The following is a 19098-nucleotide window of genomic DNA, read 5'->3' as shown; positions in this document are numbered from 1 at the left end:
CGCTCGAAACTTTCAAAGCATTTGAAACCAGAGACGCGTCACTGCTTCCGCAAAGCCCGCTCTCGCATCGGCTTCAAAACCAAGAGCGCGAGAATAGCCGCCAGGATATTCATGGCCGCTGCCACGTAGAACACCGCGTGCCAGCTTCCCGTCGATTGCGTCAGAATGCTGGAGAACGGCACGAGTAGCGCGGCCGTTCCCTTCGCCGTGTAGAGAAGACCGGCGTTCGTCGTCGCGAATTTCGAGCCGAACGTATCGCCGCACGTCGCCGGGAAGAGGCTGTAGATTTCACCCCACGCGAAGAACACGAGACCCGTCAACAGCACGAACATGACCGGATCATGCCCGTAGTGGCCAAGCGCGAGAATGCCGACGCCCTCGATACCGAAGGCGATGAACATCGTCTGCTCACGTCCGATCTTGTCCGAGACCCAGCCGAAGAACGGCCGCGTCACGCCGTTGAGAATGCGATCGAGAGAGAGCGCAAACGTCAACGCCGGCAGCGTAATGCCGAGAAGCGAAACCGGAACGTCCGCAACCTTGAAGTCTTTCGCAATGGGCGCGAGCTGCGCCGTGGCCATCAAGCCACCAGCCGCCATCATCACGAACATCGCATACATGACCCAGAAGATCGGCGACTTCAGCATCTCCACCGGTGAGAATGACCGCTGCGCCGAAACGAGCGTCACTGGCCGAGCCGCGAGCACTTCCTTCGACGGCGACCTGAGCAGAAACGAAGCGATCACGATGACGACGGATTGAAAAATTCCGAAATAGAGAAATGCCGCTTCATATCCGTCGGCGGCAATGACCTTCGAGATCGGAATGATCGTCAGTGCAGACCCCATTCCGAAGCCCGCGGCCGTTATACCGGCCGCAAGCCCGCGCCGGTCGGGAAACCATTTGAGCGCGTTTCCGACGCATGTGCCGTAAACCGCGCCCGCGCCGACGCCGCCGATCGCTTGTGCGACGTAGAGCATCATGAGCGAGTCCGCAAAGGAGTTCATCGCCCACGAAATGCCGACCATGATACCGCCGAACAGCACGAGCGGCCGCGGTCCGAACTTGTCTTCGAGGTAGCCTTCGAATGGTATGAGCCACGTCTCCGTCAGAACGAAGATCGTGAAAGCCCATTGGATCGCCGCCAGCTCCCAACCGAACTTGGTGGCCATCGGATTGACGAACAGCGTCCAACCGTATTGCAGGTTGGCGATCATCGTCATGCACACGACGCCAAGAAGCAGCTGCAGCCAGCGCTTCGACGACGCCGCGGAGACACTTGAGGCGGGAGCGCTCGACTCCGCTTGAATAGTCATAGTGTGGGCCTTCCCTCAGGCTTGTAATTCTTTTTGATTTCGCACTAAAAGCGCTCCGCACATAAATCGTGAAATATCGCGCTCGACAAGTGGAGCGTTGACGCGAACCGGCAACAAAGTTTTTTTGCTGCGCTGCGTAATACGTGAAGGACCAGGTTCAATGAAAATTTGTGTCGTCGGTGCAGGCGGTATCGGGGGCCTGCTTGCCGCACGCCTCGCGCAGTCCGGCGAAGAGGTCACCGTCATCGCTCGCGGGCCCCATCTTGCCGCGATCCGCGCGAATGGACTGAAGCTGATCGAAGAGGACGGCCGCGAAAATGTCTCTCGCATCGCTGCGACAGATAAGATCGCAGAGGTGCCTGAACAGGATTTGGTTATCCTCGGCATGAAGGCGCATCAGGTCGCAGCCGTCGTGCGCGATCTTCCCGCGATGTATGGTCGCGACACCGCCGTGCTCACCGCACAGAACGGAATTCCCTGGTGGTATTTTTTGCGCGTCAGCGGGCCGCACGAAGGCCGGCGCCTCGAAAGTGTCGATCCCGGCGGCATCATCGCCGACAACCTGCCGGCTGAGCGCGTGCTCGGCAGCGTCGTTTATCCGGCAGCCGAGATAACCGAACCCGGCGTTATTAAGCATATCGAAGGCAACCGCTTCTCGATCGCCGAAATCGATAATTCCAAAACTGAACGCATCGTGCGCATTTCCGAGGCGCTCCAGAAGGCGGGCTTCAAGGCGCCTGTCGCGGGTGATATCCGCGCCGAGATCTGGACGAAGCTCTGGGGCAATCTGAGCTTCAATCCGATCAGCGCCCTCACGCATGCTACACTTGAAGATATCTGCAAATTCCAGCCGACCCGGGACGCGGCCGCACGCCTCATGCGCGAAGCCCAATCCGTCGGCGAGGCTCTGGGCGTTCGCTTCCGCATTCCGTTGGAGAAACGCATTGCTGGCGCCGAGGCTGTCGGCCCGCACAAGACGTCGATGCTTCAGGATATCGAGGCAGGCCGCGGCATCGAAGCCGATGCGTTGATTGGTTCCGTCATCGAACTGGGCCAGATCGCAAACGTCCCTACCCCGCAGATCGAGACGGTCTACGCCTGCGTGAAGCTGCTCGCAGCCACGCTGGCACGGGACGGCGGCCGCCTGCGAATCGAGAAAGCCTGAGAGTTGAAAAAGCCCGACGACGCCTTCAAATGGCGAGGCACCGGAGACACGAGTAACAAAATGACAACGAGCACGACCCTTCACGACCTTCTCAAAGCGGGCGCCGACCAAGCCCCGGCGATCAGAGCTTCGGGCGCCGAACCGCTGACGTACGCGGGCTTTCGCACGCTCGTTTTGCGCACGATTGCTCGCCTCAATGAGTTTGGGATAGGCCGCGGAGACCGCGTCGCGATCGTTCTTCCGAATGGCCCTGAAATGGCGACGGCATTCGTCGCGACCGCATCGGCCTCGACCGCCGCACCGCTCAACCCGGGATATCGCGCCGACGAGTTCGACTTCTACATGTCGGACATCAACACGAAGGCGCTCATCGTCGAGGAAGGCAGCACGTCGCCCGCTATTGGCGTCGCTGAAAAACGTGGCATCACCATCATCACGCTGAAGCCCGATCCTGCGCACGGCGCCGGCGCATTCACGCTTTCGACTGCTGCCACCGGCCGCGAACAGCCTGCCCGGCCTGGCCCGGCAGATAGCGACGATACCGCGCTGATCCTGCACACGTCCGGCACCACGTCTCGTCCCAAGATCGTGCCGCTCACCCACGGCAACGTCGCAGCATCCGCTTCGAACATCGCGACGGCACTAAACCTCACGGCCGATGATCGCGCACTCAACATCATGCCGCTCTTCCACATCCACGGACTGATCGCGGGCGTGCTCGCGCCGTTGTCGCGCGGCGGCTCGATCTTCTGCACGCCCGGCTTCAATGCCCTCAAATTCTTCTCGGCAATGGAAGAGGCAGCACCGACTTGGTACACCGCGGTCCCGACCATGCATCAGGCGATCGTCGGCCGCGCCAACCACAATCGCGAAACGATTGCGCGTCACAAGCTGCGCTTCATTCGCTCGTCCTCGTCGTCGCTGCCGCCGCAAGTCATCACCGAGCTCGAAGCCGCATTCGGCGCGCCCGTCGTCGAAGCGTACGGCATGACCGAAGCGTCGCACCAAATGGCGTCGAACCCGATCGGTGGCGTCAGGAAACCCGGTACTGTCGGCATCGCCGCCGGACCCGAGGTCGCCATCATGGACCCCGAGGGCAATTTGCTCAAAGCCGGCGAAGTCGGCGAGATCGTCATCCGCGGCGACAACGTCACTGCCGGCTACGAGAACAATGACAAGGCGAACGGCGAAGCCTTCACCAACAGCTGGTTCCGCACCGGCGACCAGGGCACGATCGATGCCGACGGCTACATCACCATCACGGGCCGCCTGAAGGAGATCATCAATCGCGGCGGCGAAAAGGTATCGCCGCGCGAGGTCGACGAAGTTCTGATGGATCACCCCGCCGTCCTGCAGGTCGTCACGTTTGCCGTGCCGCACGACAAGCTCGGCGAGGACGTCGCCGCGGCCGTCGTGCTGCGGGAGGGCCAGGAAGCAACCGAACGCGAGCTGCGTGATTTCGCCGGCGAGCGCTTGGCCAACTACAAGGTGCCGCGCAAGATTCTGCTTCTGCCGGAAATTCCGAAAGGCGCGACGGGCAAGCTGCAGCGCATCGGCTTGGCGCAGAAGCTCGGCCTCGCCTGAGGCGACAGCACAGGTTGACGATAAAAAGCGCGCCGAGCTGACAGCCCGGCGCGTTTTTTTATGACGGCAATGATCGAAGAAGCTTAGCGATCGGTCGACTCGAGCTGACGGCTCATTGCGAGCGCCAGCAGGGTAACGACAGCGCCTGAGAGCAGGTACCCGCCCGCCGCCATCAAACCGAACTCGCTCGACAGATAAAGCGCGACGAACGGTGCGAATCCAGCGCCGACAAGCCAAGCAAGGTCCGTCGTCAACGCCGATCCCGTGTAGCGATAAGCCTTCGAGAAGTTCGACGCCACCGCGCCCGACGACTGCCCGAACGACAAGCCGAGCAGGATGAAGCCGGACACCATGAAGATGACTTCGCCGACGTCGCCGCCGTTGAGAAGCTGTGGCGCGAACCCGCTGAAGGCAGCAATGGCGGCCGCCGTCGCGGACAAGAGATTTCTACGGCCGACGCGATCGGCCACATACCCCGAGAGAACGATGGTGATGAGACCGACGACAGCGCCAATCAGCTCGATGACCAAAAAGCGCGATGGACTCTGGTCCGTGTAAAGGAAGACCCACGAAAGCGGGAACACGGTGACCATGTGAAAGAGCGCGAAGCTCGCGAGCGGCGCGAAAGCACCGATGATGATGTGCGCGCCCTCGGCACGGATCGTCTCGCCGATAGGCTTCGGCTCGAGTTCCCGCTGCTCGAAGTGCTCCGTGTATTCCGGCGTCACCACCATGCGAAGCCGCGCGAAGAGAGCGACGACGTTGATCGCGAACGCAACGAAGAACGGATAGCGCCAGCCCCAATCGAGGAAATCTTCCGACGACAGGTTCGATGCGAAATATGCGAAGAGCGCTGCTGCGACCATCAAGCCGAGCGGCGCGCCAAGTTGCGGGATCATCGCGTACCAGCCGCGGCGCTTTTCAGGCGCGTTGAGCGCTAGCAGTGCGGGAAGACCATCCCATTCGCCGCCGAGAGCAAGGCCCTGGCCGATGCGGAAAGCCGCGAGAAGAAACGCCGACGCCAAGCCGATTTGTTCGTAGCCGGGAAGAAACGCGATCGCGACGGTCGAGCTGCCGAGCAGGAACAGCGTGATGGTCAGCTTCACGCCTTTGCCGTAGGCGCGATCGATACCCATGAAGATGACGGTGCCGATCGGTCGCGCCACGAAAGCGAGCGCGAAGATCGCAAACGAATAAAGCGTGCCGGTCAACGCATCGAGATGCGGAAAGACGAGCTTCGGAAAAACGAGGACCGACGCAATGGCGTAGACGAAGAAGTCGAAAAACTCCGAGGTCCGGCCGATGATGACCCCGATGGCGATCTCGCCGGGATTAACATCACCGTGACGCGCATTCACGATTCTCGCGTCGCGTTCGAACGTGGCTGAGGCTCCACTCATCGGCCGATATTGCTCCTTGAACCATGCCCAGCTCTGCGCGCAAAGCGTCCGCGAGCCTCTTCGTAGCTTCTTGTCCCGGTCCCAACCGCGAGGGCATTGGGCAAATTGTCCAATGTGCCGGATGCCGCAGCGCCTCTCGCGAGCGCCATTCGCCTTTCCCCATCAGGACGTTGCCTGGGGGTCCTTAGGTTCGGCATGTGTTGAGGGGCGAGCTGCTACGCGCTTCCTCCGTCGGCGTGACACGAACTCCCGCGACCATCTTGCGTGAGCTTGTAGGGCCCGCTCGGGCCCCCGGAAAAAATCATCGCCCTACTTTCCGGAGGCGCGTTTTCCACTTCCGGGCGCACCCGTACCGGGAATAGGCGGTGCCGGACCGAGCTGATAGCCGGCCGGCCCATCCTTCAAAAACTCGCGGTGATGAGAATTTGGCCGATCGATCGGGACGACCGGCGTCGTCTTGTAAGACTTCTCGGCTTCTCTCTGTATCCGAAGGCTTTCGGGCTCCGCATCCGCATAAGCGATCAAGCTGAACGCGCCGAACCCGAGAATAGCGACCACGGCCGCAATGCAGCCGCTGAGGTATGGCATTGGCATCCTAAAGCTCCACAGCTCTCGGAAGCACTCCCCCGCCGCGGACTCAAAATATGCCGGACAGCGCGAAATTCCACACTATTCGGCCAACCCGCGAATGCTCTAAGTCAAAAGATCGTAGAACTGCGATGCGCCGATGCGGAACTAAGTTCAAAAACTTATTCACGAAAGATCAACTACTTTTCGACATTTCACTGCCAACACACTGAAAAATCGCATTAAGTTTCCATCATACTCAGTTTAAACAATTTGTATTCATGATGCCCCATGTCAAAACTCACTGATCCTCCCGACGGCAGCGACAGACCTCCGGTGAGCTATCCGGTCATGCTGACGCTGCTCTGTGCCGTCCTCGTCGGCCTTGCCACCTGGACCATCTTCCTCGTCCGCTGACGCCCGTCCTTGCCAGCCTTGCAGCTTGATCCGGATTCCCCATGTAAATGAGGCGGGTGGGCCCCTGCGTGACGATGAATTATGAGGCTGAAAATGAAAAAACCCATCCTTGCCGTCGCGGCGGCGCTGGTTGTTGTTACGCCTGTCTTGGCGCAAACAGCATCAGGTCAGACGTCTGGAGGATCGGACGTGATCATCCGCACACCGCCGAGCACTGTAAATAGCGGCGATAGAAATGTCGGCTCGCCGGGCCCGACCTATCCGGACCGGCTTAGAAATTACACCAATCCATCGATTTATAATACGCGGCCCGGCGGCGTCCAAAGCGGTGTTGGTGGCGTCGGCGGCCAGCGCCGTTAGCGCCACGACTTTCGCAAAGAATGCGCGAAGCACTTTCTTGATTTGATTCTTGATTTGAATTTCTGATTTTTCTGAATTGCTCGTCGCGATGAAATCGATCATCGTACGAACGATCACGAACGATGATGTATTCTGAAAAGTCGCCCTTGCTTTAGCCGTTCATTAAGTTCGCGCAGGCGACGCTGTTTCGGAATAGCGGCGCTAGGTGCAAGGTAGCCGCGACTTTTCCGCCGGTGAAGGTGAGCGTGCGAAACTTCGCGCGTTCGGATTCCGAGGCTAAAGCATGGATACCACCGCGGCATCGGCTCTGGCCATCGATCTGGCGCGTTTCCAGTTCGCATTCACCATTTCATTCCACATCATCTTTCCGGCACTCACGATCGGGCTCGCAAGCTATCTCGTGGTGCTGGAAGGTCTTTGGCTGTGGACTGAGCAAGTCCGATACCGTGAACTCTATCAATATTGGGTGAAGGTATTTGCGATCGCGTTTGCCATGGGCGTCGTGTCGGGCATCGTCATGGCGTACCAGTTCGGAACCAACTGGAGCGTATTTTCGACCTTCGCCGGCCCGATCACTGGCCCCCTCCTAGCATATGAGGTTCTCACCGCATTCTTCCTCGAAGCGGGCTTCCTCGGCGTCATGCTTTTCGGCTGGCAAAAAGTCGGCCCCGGCATTCATTTCTTCGCGACCATAATGGTCGCCGCCGGGACGTTGATTTCGACACTCTGGATTCTCGCGTCCAACAGTTGGATGCAAACGCCTGCAGGCTTCACGGTGGTTGACAACCAGGTCGTTCCTTCCGATTGGCTGAAAGTCATCTTCAATCCGTCATTCCCGTATAGGCTCGCGCACATGACGGTCGCGGCCTACTTGGCGACGGGACTGTTCGTCGGCGCCGCTGCCGCATGGCACCTTCTGAGGGGCCGATCGACGCCCGCCATACGCACGATGTTCTTGATGGCGATGGGACTGGTTTTGGTGCTGACGCCGATCCAGATGTTCATCGGCGATCAGCACGGCCTCAACACCCTCGAATACCAACCGGCCAAGGTGGCGGCGATCGAAGGCCATTGGGTGAACATCCCCGGCGAGAGCGTCCCGCTCATACTGTTCGGCTGGCCCGACATGGCGGAGGAGAAAACGCGTTACGCTGTCGAAGTCCCATATCTCGGCAGCCTGATCCTGACCCATAAGCTCTACGGCGAGATCCCGGGACTGAAGCAATATCCGCCGGATGATCGACCGAATGCGACGGTGGTATTCTGGACGTTCCGCATCATGGTTGGCCTCGGCATTCTCATGCTCGCGCTCGGCCTCTGGGGCCTGTGGCTGTGGTGGAAGTCCGAGTTGTACACATCGAAATCCTTCCTGCGTTTCGCCTTGTGGATGGGACCGGCGGGACTGCTTGCGATCCTGGCCGGTTGGATAACGACCGAGATGGGTCGCCAGCCCTGGGTCGTCTACAATGTCATGCGCACGGCGGTCGGCGCATCGAACCATTCTGTTCTGCAGCTTTCGATCTCGCTGATCGTGTTCATCGTTTTGTATTGCCTCGTCTTCGGCATAGGCTTCGCCTACATGCTGAAAATCGTTGCGCGAGGTCCGGACGAAGGCGCGGGCCCGGCCGCCGGTTCCATCGATGATCCTTTCCGTCGTCCCGCCCGCCCGATTTCCGGAGCCGACGATGTCGTTCCATCAGCGCCAGGGAATTGACAGCCATGGGCATCGATCTTCCGCTCATCTGGGCACTGATCATCGGCTTCGGCCTGATGATGTACGTCATCATGGATGGCTTCGATCTGGGCGTCGGAATTCTCTTCCCGTTCGTCCCCGCCCGCTCCGATCGCGATTTGATGGTGAACTCCGTCGCGCCGATATGGGACGGCAACGAGACGTGGCTGGTGCTCGGAGGCGCGGGTCTCCTCGCAGCCTTTCCGGTCGCCTATGCGGTCGTTCTGACGGCCCTCTACCTGCCGATCATCGCGATGCTCGCCGGTCTCATCCTTCGTGGCGTCGCCTTCGAATTCCGTTTGAGCGCCGAACGGGCGCCGAGACACGTATGGGATACGTTGTTTTCCTTTGGCTCCTACCTCGCGACCTTTTCGCAAGGCGTCGTCCTCGGCACGTTCATCAAGGGTTTCGAGGTTACGAACCGCGCTTACACCGGAGGACCGTTCGACTGGCTGACGCCGTTCAGCATCTTTACTGGACTGGCCTTGCTCTTCGCCTACGCGCTTCTCGGAGCAACATGGCTGATCATCAAGACCGAGGGCCCGTTGCAGGAGCGCATGCGCGCGCTCGCGCGCCCGATCATCATCACTCTGTTCGTGGCGATCGTCATCGTCAGCATCTGGACGCCCCTCGAGCATCGCGCGATAGCGGAACGCTGGTTCTCGTTCCCCAACATCATTCTGTTTTCGCCGGTGCCGGTTCTCGTCGTCTTGGCGACGCTCGCATTGCTTTGGTCGGTCCAGCGAGACTCCCACGGGCTGCCGTTCGTGCTCGCGCTGGCGCTGATCTTCCTAGGCTATAGCGGCTTGGTCATCAGCCTGTGGCCGAACATCCTTCCGCCGTCGATATCGATCTGGGATGCGGCATCGCCCCCACAGAGCCTTGGCTTCACGCTCGTCGGAGCGCTCTTCATAATTCCCTTCATCCTCATGTACACGGCTTGGGCCTACAGCGTGTTTCGTGGCAAGGTCAGAGCTGGCGAGGGCTACCATTGAAGCCGGGCGCTCCGCGCTGGCGGCCGGCGCGCGGAACGCGTGTCGCCCGCGCCAAAGATGCCGAAATGGAGAGGCCGTCGTGGCTGCGCCGCGTCGGCTGGCTTGTGCTGATCTACGCCGCGGGCGTCGTCACGGTCGGCATCGTCGCTGTTCTTATTCGAATGCTCATGTCGGCCGCCGGCATGACCGTTCCACACTGACGATCTGTTGGCTGAACGCCGAACAACGCGCGGACGCAGTTGGAGAGCTAGCCCTGCCCTTCAGCCAATGGCCGCGCCAAGTGCGCGAAATCGCCCGTCACGCGCTCGTAGATTTCGCGCTTGAACGGAACGATCAACTTCGGAACCGAGTCGAGCGGCGCCCAGCGCCACGTATCGAACTCGGCTTTCGTGCCTTCCTTCGGCAAGATATCGATTTCGCTATCCTCTCCGAGGAAACGCATCGCGAACCATTTCTGCCGCTGGCCGCGATACCGGCCCTTGAGCGCGATGCCGAGCAAGCTGTCGGGAAGCTCGTAGGTGAGCCACTCCGGATGCTCGCCGATCACCTCGGCGTTCGTAACGCCCGTTTCCTCGCGAAGCTCCCTGAGTGCCGCAAGCCGCGGCGCTTCGAACTTCTCGATACCGCCCTGGGGCATTTGCCAGATGTACGCCTGATGATCGCCCGCCCACTTCGGACGGCGACGGCCGACCCACACCAAGCCCTCACGATTGAGCAGCATAATGCCGACACACGTCCGGAACGGAAGCGCATGGTGCGAGAGACTCGGAAGATCAGGCAGCAAAGACATTAGCCGGGCCTGTGGATAACTTGACGCAAGTTTGCGCTATGATTCGTCTATCGTACAGAAAATCATAGCAGTCTTATGACATTAGACTGTCACATAGGGGGCAAACGCCACAAGGCGCTTTTTTGGGCAGCTTTTTCGGAGGCCGGAAGGCCCCCATCACGTCAGCCGCCGCTGCGCGCGAGCGGGGCGAACTCGGCGAGGACATCCCGGTAGACCTCCCGTTTGAACGGCACGATGAGATCGAGAAGATCGTCGGCCGGCGCCCAACGCCAAGCCACGAATTCAGGCTCTCCCTTGGCAGGCATGATGTTGATTTCGCTGTCATCTCCGGTGAAGCGGAAGGCGAACCATTTCTGCTTCTGCCCGCGATATTTGCCGCCCCATGCGACGCCGATGAGATTGTCGGGGAGATCGTAGGTCAGCCATTTCGATAGCTCCCCGATCTGTTCGGCCGAGACGATCGCTGTTTCCTCGAAAAGCTCGCGCCGGGCGGCGGCCGCCGGATCTTCGCCCGCATCGATGCCACCTTGGGGCATCTGCCACCACGACCCGCGTCCCTCGGCGTCGCCGGGGACGTCGGCGCGCCGGCCAACCCAGACGAGGCCGTCGCGATTGATGACCATGAGGCCGACGCAGGGGCGGTATCCAAGCTCGCCCGCTGAGGCCTTCTTCGACTGATCCGCCATGACCCCACCCCTTGTTAAATAGCGCCCAACAAAATGAAGGGCGCCGAATGGGCGCCCTTCAAACCCTAACCTCTGCAGGTTGCTTTAGTTCGGCGTGACCTTCTTGTCATCGTCGGACGGAACCGGAGCCTTGTTGCTCGATCCGGACGTCGGTCCCGTCGTGGTCGGTGCAGGCGACGGGGTCGCGCTGGACGTCTCCGGGCCCTTCGCAGTGCCGTGCAGGAAGTTGATTGCGTACTGCAGCTGCGTGTCCTTGTCGGCGTCCTTGGCGACGTAGGACGACGAACCCGACGGTTCGCCCAGATCGTCTTCCTTCTCGGTACCGTCAGGATTCTTCAGATGGCCGCGAAGGCTCGCCTCGCCGCGCGGCTTCTCGGCGGCGATCTTGTCCTTCATGTCATCCGGCACGGCTTCCTCGACGTTGATATCCGGCTCGATGCCCTTGGCTTGGATCGACCGGTTCGACGGCGTGTAGTAACGAGCCGTGGTCAAGCGGATCGCACCGTTGGCGCCGAGCGGAATGATCGTCTGGACCGATCCCTTGCCGAACGACCGCGTGCCGATGACCGTCGCACGCTTGTGATCCTGCAAAGCACCCGCAACGATTTCCGAAGCCGACGCCGAGCCGCCGTTGATCAGGACGACGAGTTTCTTGCCGTCCGAGATATCGCCCGGACGAGCGTTCGCCCGCTGCGTTTCCTCGTTGTTGCGGCCCTTGGTGAGAACGATGGCGCCCTGCTCGAGGAAGTCATCCGACACCGCGATGGCCTGATCGAGGAGACCGCCCGGGTTGTTGCGCAGATCGATGATGTAACCCTTGATGTTGGGCCCGATCTGCTTGTCGAGAGTCTCGACGGCTTTCACCAGGTTGGCGTGCGTCTGCTCGTTGAAGGTCGTGACCTTCACGTAGCCGATATCGCCTTCGGCACGCGACTTGACGGCGTTGATGCGGATCACATCCCGCACGACTTTCACGTCGAACGGCTCATCCTTGCCCTTGCGCACGACCGTCAGCATGATCGGCGTATTGACCGGACCGCGCATCTTCTCGACGGCCTGTTCGAGCGTGAGGCCGGAAATGGCTTCGTTATCGAGATGGGTGATGAGGTCGTTCGCCATCAGGCCGGCCTTGGCGGCGGGCGTGTCGTCGATGGGCGAAACGACCTTGATGACGCCGTTCTCCATGGTGACTTCGATTCCGAGGCCACCGAATTCGCCGCGCGTCTGAACCTGCATATCCCGGAAATTCTTCGGGCTCATGTACGATGAATGCGGATCGAGCGAGGCGAGCATGCCGTTGATCGCCGCTTCGATGAGCGCGGTATCGTCGGGCTTTTCGACGTAGTCGGAGCGAACCCTCTCGAGTACGTCGCCGAAGAGATCGAGCTGCTTATAGAGCTCTGAATTTTGCGACGCGCTTGCCGAGTACGTCTGAGTGACGTTCAGCAGCGTGGTCGCGCCGGCCAAACCTGTCATCAGCAGGAATGTCCAGAATGCATAGTCGGTCTTGCGCATTAGCCTTGTACCTTCTGCTGACCTGATGCCCACCAGGGATCGGGATCTATAGGACGCCCATCTTTACGAAGTTCAACATATAAAACAGGTCCGCTAACAGGCGCGGGCGAGGAATTCTTTTGCCCACCGCTCATTGTGCCGACAGGCTCGGCAGTCAGCACGAACTGTCCCGGCTGGACGTCGATCTGCGATAGACCCGCGAGCAGCACATGATAGCCGTCGCCCGCGTTAATGATCAAGAGTTGGCCGTAGCTGCGGAATTCGCCCGCGTAGACAACCCAGCCATCACACGGTGATGTAACCTGTGCAGAAGCCCGCGTTTCGATGACCATGCCCTTCGACTGGCCGCCGAATTGGGTGCGCTCGCCGAACGTCAGAGCGCGCCGTCCTTGGGCCGGCAAAGGCAGTTTGCCGCGCGCGTCCGAAAACGGAATAGCAGGTTTGATTCGGCCCGGACTGCCGGTGATGAGGGACGATCCGCCCGGCGCCAATTCGACCATCGCGACTTTCGAGCCGCTTCCCGCGGCCGGACTCGGTGCCGCCGTCGCAAGGTCGGCTTCCGGCGCCGCGACTTTCGTCAGCCCGCCGACCGGTATGGCCTTCGCCTGCGGAGCGGCTGCCGGCGATTTGACGACCTGATTGGTGGCGAGATTGGCGGCAAGCGTTCCGACGTCCGCCGGCTTCGCGTTATCGCTTTCCTGCTCGGGCGGCGGCGGCTTGATGATCTGCGGTCCGGCCGGCTGAGTCTGTCCTTGCGACGCGTCAGCGAGATGCCGTGCCTTGAGTTCGTCATTGTACGCGCCGAGCCCGGTCTTCTCCGTCACGGTCGTATCGAGACGGCTGATCAGCTCCGACAGGTTGGTGACGCTCTTCGTAATGTCGGCGGTCGCGACGCGAACCGACGCGAGTTCCGACTGGCGATCCGCGAGCGTCAGCTTTTTGGCTTCCATGAGGCTGGCAAGACGGGTGCGCGCCTCGTTGAGACGGTCCGTTTCGGCCTGCAGCCTCGCGCCCTCGGTGCGAATATTACCCATCACGCGCTGCAAATCGGCGAGCTGCGTCCCAAGCGTGACCGCCTGGTCTTTCAGATCCGGAAAGGCCGATGACAACAGCATCGCGCTGCGCACCATGCCCAAGGCATCCTCGCGCGCCGTCACGAGGACGGGCGGCGGATTGCGCCCCATGCGTTGCAATGCGGTGAGCAATCCCGCGATCTGCCCATGCCGCTGGGCGAGAGAGCCCTGCACGACGCGTTCCTGCTCTTCGAGTTCTGAAAGCCGCCCCTCGATCGACGTCATCTGCGCTTCGCTGCGCTGAATGAGGGCCGCCGTCTCGACGAGACGGCCGTTCAGCCGTTCGCGCTCGGCGCCGAGCTGCAGGACGTCAGATTGGATCGTCAGCTCTTTGGCGGCATTGGCATCGAGTTCGCGTTTCTTCTCTTCGAGCACCTTGCGCGCGGTGCCCGGATCGGAAGGCAGGGCATCTTCCGCGTAAAGAGGATGGAGCGGAGCGACGGCGAGCGACAGCATCAGTGCGCCGGCCAGTCCCGCACGTCCGGTCGCACCATTCAGGCGAGACCGTCCACTGCGCGACGACGAAAGGTTTTTTGACACGAGGCCTCGGCTCATTGGGCGCACATCGCAGAGTGAGCACGATTTGGGGCGACCCAAACCGAGCGCGCGAATGATGCGGCGGAAAAATTAAGGCATTTACTGCGGAGAGCAAATTTCAAATGCGTAATGCTTGGCAGGCCAAGCCCCGTCCGTGCTGGCCGCCCACCTGTAAGGACTGCCGGTTTAACCACATGAACATTGCTCATCCCAGGTGGAAGGCGTAAGCAAAATCTCAAATCACGGTTCGGATGTAGGTAATGCAAACTATTCTCTACCATGCCACTACGATTGCTGTTTTTGCGGTACTCATCGTGTTGCTGTTCGGCTTCTGGAACATGATGAAGGGCAAAAACCCCAATCTCAGCCAGAAGCTCATGCGGTGGCGCGTTGGCCTCCAGTTTGTGGCAATCCTTATTATTCTTGCCTACGTCTTTGTGACCCACTAATGGCGGGCCGCCTGCCAAAGGCGCTGACGCTTTTCTCTTGCATGAGCCAAACCAGGTTTTCTCACCGATGGTCGTACTCAATCGCATTTATACCAAAACCGGCGATGCCGGGACGACGGCGCTAGGGACTGGCGAGCGCGTTCCGAAGACGTCTCCCCGTATAGCGGCATACGGCACCGTTGATGAAACGAATGCCGTCATCGGCGTCGCTCGCACCCAATTGGCGGGCGAACAGCCGGACGTGGATGCAATGTTGCTTCGCGTCCAGAACGATCTCTTCGATCTGGGCGCCGATCTCTGTGTGCCGGATCGAGGCCAAAAACTTTCCTACGAGCCGTTGCGCATCTCCGATGCGCAGGTGACGCGACTGGAAGGCGAGATCGACCAGATGAACTCTGAACTCGAGCCGTTACGGTCGTTCGTTCTACCAGGGGGGAGCCCTGTTGGCGCGGCACTTCACGTCGCACGGACGGTTTCTCGCAGGGCCGAACGGAAAATGGTCGAATTGGCCGCCCTCCCCGACGAGCCGGTTAGCGCACCCGCCCTCAAATACATTAACAGGCTCTCGGACTTCCTTTTCGTCGCCAGCCGCTACGTCAACGATCGGGGCAAATCCGATATCCTGTGGGTGCCCGGTAAGAACCGGTGACGGGAACGGACGACCGAAGGGCAATAAACCGAGAGACCCGCCAAGCCCTTCTCCGGTAGCCTGAAATGACCCCAAAACTTTAGGACGCCGCGACGCACGCGCCGATTGACTTGAGCAAAACCCACCCGTAGCTTTCGGCCTTCGCAGTTGCGAGAGCTATTTTGTGCCACCGGGCAGGCCGGCCCTTTGGGGCGCAGCCGGTTTGCCCGACTGGACAGCAGGCGCGCTGCAAGAACCTGCGTTCGTCCGAAGCGCGGGAAACAACAACAAGGGAGCGCCGGACATTCTGGCGAATGACATGAAGATCGTTGTCCCGGTCAAGCGCGTCGTCGACTACAACGTCAAGATTCGCGTCAAACCGGACGGCTCCGGCATCGACTTGGCAAACGTCAAGATGTCGATGAACCCATTCGATGAAATCGCCATCGAAGAAGCTGTTCGCCTCAAGGAAAAGAGCGGCGCCAAGGAAGTCGTAGCCGTCTCGATCGGCTCGGCGAAGGCCCAGGAAACGCTCCGCACAGCGCTCGCCATCGGCGCCGATCGCGCCATTCTCATCGAAGTCCCCGAAGGCACGAACGTCGAGCCGCTCGCTGTGGCCAAGCTCCTCAAAGCCCTCGTCGAGACCGAAAAGCCCGATCTCGTCATTCTCGGCAAGCAGGCCATCGACGACGACAGCAATCAGACCGGCCAAATGCTCGCGAGCTTGCTCGACTGGCCGCAGGCCACGTTCGCCTCGAAGGTCGTCCCAGAAGCGGGGTCGCTATCCGTGACCCGCGAGGTCGACGGCGGCCTCGAAACCATCAAGGTCAACCTGCCCGCAGTCGTCACGACGGACCTGCGGTTGAACGAGCCGCGTTACCCATCGCTTCCGAACATCATGAAGGCCAAGAAAAAGCCTCTCGATGTCAAGAAGCCGGAAGACTTTGGCGTCGACATCGCGCCCCGGCTCAAAGTTTTGAAGACGAGCGAACCTGCATCGCGTAAAGCCGGCGTAAAGGTCGGCAGCGTTGCTGAACTTGTTGAACTTCTGAAAAGCCAAGCGGGGATACTCTAATGACGACACTTCTCCTCGCAGAGCTTTCGGGCAATGCCCTCTCGCCGGCAACGGCCAAAACACTTTCCGCGGCGAAGGATCTTGGCGGAGACGTCCACATTCTGGTTGTTGGCTCCGACGTTGGTAGCGCCGCCGAGACCGCAGCCAAACTTGCAGGCGTTTCGAAGGTTCTCGTCGCGGATGCGCCGCAGCTCGCCAAAGGCCTCGCCGAGGAAGTTGCGGCACTCATTCTCTCGATTGCCAAGAACTATTCGGCGATCGTTGCGGGCGCGACCGCATACGGCAAGAACGTCCTGCCGCGCGTCGCCGCCAAGCTCGATGTCATGCAGATATCCGACATCACCAAAGTGGTTTCGCCCGATACGTTCGAACGTCCGATTTACGCGGGCAACGCCATCCAGACCGTCCAATCGTCGGATGCAACGAAGGTGATCACCGTCCGCACGTCCGCATTTCCGGCTGCGAGCGAAGGCGGCTCTGCTGCAATCGAAACGGTCGCCGCTCCCGCCCCTGTCGGCATCTCGACCTTCGAGAAAGCCGAGCTCTCTAAATCCGACCGCCCCGAGCTGACCTCGGCGAAGATCATCATCTCCGGCGGCCGCGGCATGGGGAACGGCGAGAACTTCACCAAATACATTGCGCCGATCGCTGACCGGCTGGGTGCCGCCATGGGTGCCTCGCGCGCCGCTGTCGACGCTGGCTTCGTGCCCAATGACTGGCAGGTCGGACAGACCGGCAAAGTCGTGGCGCCCGACCTCTACATCGCCGTCGGCATTTCGGGTGCCATTCAGCATCTCGCCGGCATGAAGGATTCCAAAATCATCGTCGCGATCAACAAGGACGGCGAAGCGCCGATCTTCCAGGTCGCGGACTACGGGCTCGTGGCGGATCTGTTCCAAGCGCTGCCCGAACTCGACGCAGAACTCCAGAAAGCCGGGCGCTAAGCCCGGCTTCTTTTCACCGCGAAGGACATGCGTTCATGGGGCAAGCTCAGAAGCTGATGGAAAAAGGCAGGGTCGGCGTGAAACCTGCCAGGACGATCAGCAAGGTCGGCATCATCGGTGCCGGCCAAATGGGCAGCGGTATCGCCCACGTCGTTGCCCTGTCGGGCTACACGGTCGCGATGAACGACTTGAAGAAAGAGTCTTTCGATAAAGGCATCGAAGCCGTCCACAAGAACATGGCGCGCCAGATCGCCAAGGGCATCATCAAGGAAGAAGATCGCGACACGGCGCTCGAGCGCATCAGCTTTGCGCCGTCGTTCGAAGACTTCGGAGAGTGCGATCTCGTCATCGAGGCGGCAACTGAAGACGAAGCCCTGAAGCACAAGATCTTCGCGGCGCTCTGTCCCCACCTGAAGCCGACGGCGATGCTGGCCTCGAACACGTCGTCCATTTCGATTACGCGGCTCGCATCGACGACCGACCGCCCCGAAGACTTCATCGGCATGCACTTCATGAACCCCGTGCCGGTCATGGAACTCGTCGAGCTTATTCGCGGCATCGCGACCGGCGATGAGACGTTTTCGACGGCACGCCATTTCGTCGAAAGTCTCGGCAAGACGACAGCCGTCTCGGAAGATTTTCCGGCCTTCATCGTCAACCGCATCCTGCTGCCGATGATCAACGAGGCGGTCTATACGCTCTATGAGGGCGTAGGCACCGTCGATGCGATCGATAAGGCGATGCGCCTCGGCGCGCATCATCCGATGGGTCCGTTGGAGCTTGCCGACTTCATCGGCCTCGACACCTGCCTCAGCGTCATGCAGGTCCTGTACGAAGGCCTGTCGGACTCGAAGTACCGCCCCTGTCCGCTCCTCGTGAAATACGTCGAGGCCGGCTGGCTCGGCCGCAAGACGAAGCGCGGCTTCTACGATTACCGGGGCGAAAAGCCGGTTCCTACGCGATAGAGCCCGACGCGGTAAAGGCTCGGCCGCATAGCGTTGACGTCTATCCCAATACACTGCCCAAAGTGCCCGCCACATCCGCCCGTTCCGCAATCGCCGTCAGCGCCGGATAAACGACCAGCCACGACATTCCGCCGACAAAGAGCGTGACGCCGATCGCAATCGGCCAGGACATTCCCCAAAATATCTTATGGCTCGCCGAAACGAATACGAGGACGGCTGCGTAAGTTGCAAGCGTCAAAACCTGCCAAACGAGGCTGAGGTCGATGTCCGCCTGAGTCTTCAGCGCGGCAAACCCTGTCGCGAACGCAATGAGCGTGACTATGATGCTCACGATTGATCCATAGCTGACGCTCAACACGCAAAGCTTCACATATGACATCGGTGTCCGCCGCAGCGTGCCGAGTGCGCGGCACACGTAATATTGAATGGGCGTCAGGATCGCCATCCCAACGTACTGCACGACCTCGTTCGTCACGACAGTCGCGCTGCTCGCCGTATTAGGAATATTGAAAAGCGCCGCGAACATCTTCGGCACGATGACGTAAGCGAGCGTGAGCTGGAACCCGACCATCGCTGTCAGGAACGCCCAATGCGAGCGATAGTTGGGATCGTCCGTCAGCCGGATGATCGTATCGACGGGGTGGATCAGAAACGAAACGACAACCGGGAAGAAGCTGTTGTCGCGACGGGAACTCAAGAACTCCGAAGAAAGAGCGCTCCAGCCTTCTTTGTCCTGATGGACCGCCGCGGGCGCGCCGCAGCCGCTGCAGAACTTCCCCCGCAATGCCGTGCCGCAATTGACGCAAAATTCGGAACCAGCCGCTTCCGTTTCCGCCATGACCGCGACCCCCGTGCTGCCCCGAGCGGCGATTCTTCTATCACGGCCCCATGTCGTCACAA

20 protein-coding genes are annotated in these 19098 nt (G+C 60.5%); 12 read left to right on the top strand and 8 right to left on the bottom strand.

Annotated elements, in window-relative coordinates; translation table 11 throughout:
• Nucleotides 1-38: 38 nt before the first annotated feature.
• Complete coding sequence (oxlT, locus tag BM399_RS17970; RefSeq protein WP_092869066.1) at nt 39-1316, bottom strand: oxalate/formate MFS antiporter; 1278 nt, start codon at nt 1314-1316, stop codon at nt 39-41.
• Between the two features lie 160 nt (nt 1317-1476).
• Here oxlT and BM399_RS17965 point away from each other — a divergent pair, with 160 nt between their 5' ends.
• Both BM399_RS17965 and BM399_RS17960 read left to right on the top strand, forming a co-directional pair.
• Nucleotides 1477-2481, top strand: a complete 1005-nt coding sequence (locus BM399_RS17965) for a ketopantoate reductase family protein (protein ID WP_092869065.1) — start codon at nt 1477-1479, stop codon at nt 2479-2481.
• A 60-nt stretch (nt 2482-2541) separates the two neighbouring features.
• Entirely contained in the window at nt 2542-4065 is a 1524-nt protein-coding gene (locus BM399_RS17960) for an acyl--CoA ligase (RefSeq protein ID WP_092869203.1), read from the top strand.
• An 83-nt stretch (nt 4066-4148) separates the two neighbouring features.
• Here the strand turns inward: BM399_RS17960 and BM399_RS17955 are convergent, their stop codons facing one another.
• Together BM399_RS17955 and BM399_RS17950 are read right to left on the bottom strand one after the other, a co-directional pair.
• Nucleotides 4149-5465 carry an MFS transporter gene (locus tag BM399_RS17955; protein ID WP_092869064.1) on the bottom strand — a complete coding sequence of 439 codons (1317 nt, stop codon included), beginning with the start codon at nt 5463-5465 and terminating at the stop codon, nt 4149-4151.
• Nucleotides 5466-5774: 309 nt separating this feature from the next.
• Entirely contained in the window at nt 5775-6059 is a 285-nt protein-coding gene (locus tag BM399_RS17950; RefSeq protein ID WP_143117860.1) for a hypothetical protein, read from the bottom strand.
• 264 nt (nt 6060-6323) lie between these two features.
• Between BM399_RS17950 and BM399_RS21525 the strand changes: the two genes are divergently transcribed.
• From BM399_RS21525 to BM399_RS17930, 5 genes are all read left to right on the top strand, one after another.
• Nucleotides 6324-6449 (top strand): hypothetical protein, encoded by a 126-nt coding sequence (locus BM399_RS21525; RefSeq protein WP_280140589.1) that lies wholly within the window; start codon nt 6324-6326, stop codon nt 6447-6449.
• Nucleotides 6450-6542: 93 nt separating this feature from the next.
• The gene (locus BM399_RS20990) at nt 6543-6809 is read left to right on the top strand and encodes a hypothetical protein (protein ID WP_143117859.1); all 267 of its coding nucleotides are present in this window, start codon (nt 6543-6545) and stop codon (nt 6807-6809) included.
• A gap of 346 nt (nt 6810-7155) precedes the next feature.
• Complete coding sequence (locus BM399_RS17940; protein ID WP_425284102.1) at nt 7156-8523, top strand: cytochrome ubiquinol oxidase subunit I; 1368 nt, start codon at nt 7156-7158, stop codon at nt 8521-8523.
• Nucleotides 8524-8528: 5 nt separating this feature from the next.
• Nucleotides 8529-9536: a cytochrome d ubiquinol oxidase subunit II gene (gene cydB, locus BM399_RS17935; protein ID WP_092869060.1), complete on the top strand. Its 1008-nt coding sequence runs from the start codon at nt 8529-8531 to the stop codon at nt 9534-9536.
• The gene (locus BM399_RS17930; protein ID WP_244531336.1) at nt 9533-9736 is read left to right on the top strand and encodes a DUF2474 domain-containing protein; all 204 of its coding nucleotides are present in this window, start codon (nt 9533-9535) and stop codon (nt 9734-9736) included. Before cydB ends, BM399_RS17930 begins: the two co-directional genes overlap by 4 nt.
• Before the next feature lie 47 nt (nt 9737-9783).
• Here the strand turns inward: BM399_RS17930 and BM399_RS17925 are convergent, their stop codons facing one another.
• The 4 genes from BM399_RS17925 to BM399_RS17910 form a co-directional block, all read right to left on the bottom strand.
• Nucleotides 9784-10317, bottom strand: a complete 534-nt coding sequence (locus tag BM399_RS17925) for an RNA pyrophosphohydrolase (protein ID WP_425284101.1) — start codon at nt 10315-10317, stop codon at nt 9784-9786.
• A 170-nt stretch (nt 10318-10487) separates the two neighbouring features.
• Nucleotides 10488-11012 (bottom strand): RNA pyrophosphohydrolase, encoded by a 525-nt coding sequence (locus BM399_RS17920; RefSeq protein WP_092869058.1) that lies wholly within the window; start codon nt 11010-11012, stop codon nt 10488-10490.
• An 84-nt stretch (nt 11013-11096) separates the two neighbouring features.
• A complete protein-coding gene (locus BM399_RS17915; RefSeq protein WP_092869057.1) occupies nt 11097-12527 on the bottom strand; it encodes a S41 family peptidase in 1431 nt (476 codons plus the stop codon).
• Complete coding sequence (locus BM399_RS17910; RefSeq protein WP_244531335.1) at nt 12527-14140, bottom strand: peptidoglycan DD-metalloendopeptidase family protein; 1614 nt, start codon at nt 14138-14140, stop codon at nt 12527-12529. Before BM399_RS17910 ends, BM399_RS17915 begins: the two co-directional genes overlap by 1 nt.
• A gap of 257 nt (nt 14141-14397) precedes the next feature.
• Between BM399_RS17910 and BM399_RS17905 the strand changes: the two genes are divergently transcribed.
• From BM399_RS17905 to BM399_RS17885, 5 genes are all read left to right on the top strand, one after another.
• Entirely contained in the window at nt 14398-14586 is a 189-nt protein-coding gene (locus tag BM399_RS17905) for a twin transmembrane helix small protein (RefSeq protein ID WP_092869055.1), read from the top strand.
• A gap of 67 nt (nt 14587-14653) precedes the next feature.
• A complete protein-coding gene (locus tag BM399_RS17900) occupies nt 14654-15235 on the top strand; it encodes a cob(I)yrinic acid a,c-diamide adenosyltransferase (protein WP_092869054.1) in 582 nt (193 codons plus the stop codon).
• Between the two features lie 298 nt (nt 15236-15533).
• Nucleotides 15534-16289: an electron transfer flavoprotein subunit beta/FixA family protein gene (locus BM399_RS17895; RefSeq protein ID WP_092869201.1), complete on the top strand. Its 756-nt coding sequence runs from the start codon at nt 15534-15536 to the stop codon at nt 16287-16289.
• Nucleotides 16289-17233: an electron transfer flavoprotein subunit alpha/FixB family protein gene (locus BM399_RS17890; RefSeq protein ID WP_092869053.1), complete on the top strand. Its 945-nt coding sequence runs from the start codon at nt 16289-16291 to the stop codon at nt 17231-17233. Before BM399_RS17895 ends, BM399_RS17890 begins: the two co-directional genes overlap by 1 nt.
• A gap of 35 nt (nt 17234-17268) precedes the next feature.
• Entirely contained in the window at nt 17269-18198 is a 930-nt protein-coding gene (locus BM399_RS17885) for a 3-hydroxybutyryl-CoA dehydrogenase (RefSeq protein WP_425284096.1), read from the top strand.
• A 40-nt stretch (nt 18199-18238) separates the two neighbouring features.
• On the opposite strand, the gene BM399_RS17880 is transcribed toward BM399_RS17885, so the two are convergent.
• Nucleotides 18239-19036 carry a zinc ribbon domain-containing protein gene (locus tag BM399_RS17880; protein ID WP_092869052.1) on the bottom strand — a complete coding sequence of 266 codons (798 nt, stop codon included), beginning with the start codon at nt 19034-19036 and terminating at the stop codon, nt 18239-18241.
• Nucleotides 19037-19098: the final 62 nt, after the last annotated feature.

It is taken from the genome of Hyphomicrobium facile (assembly GCF_900116175.1).
GTDB classification, from domain to species: Bacteria; Pseudomonadota; Alphaproteobacteria; order Rhizobiales; family Hyphomicrobiaceae; genus Hyphomicrobium_B; species Hyphomicrobium_B facile.
Note: the sequence above shows the minus strand (reverse complement) of the source record. Positions and strands in the feature narration are given on the sequence as shown.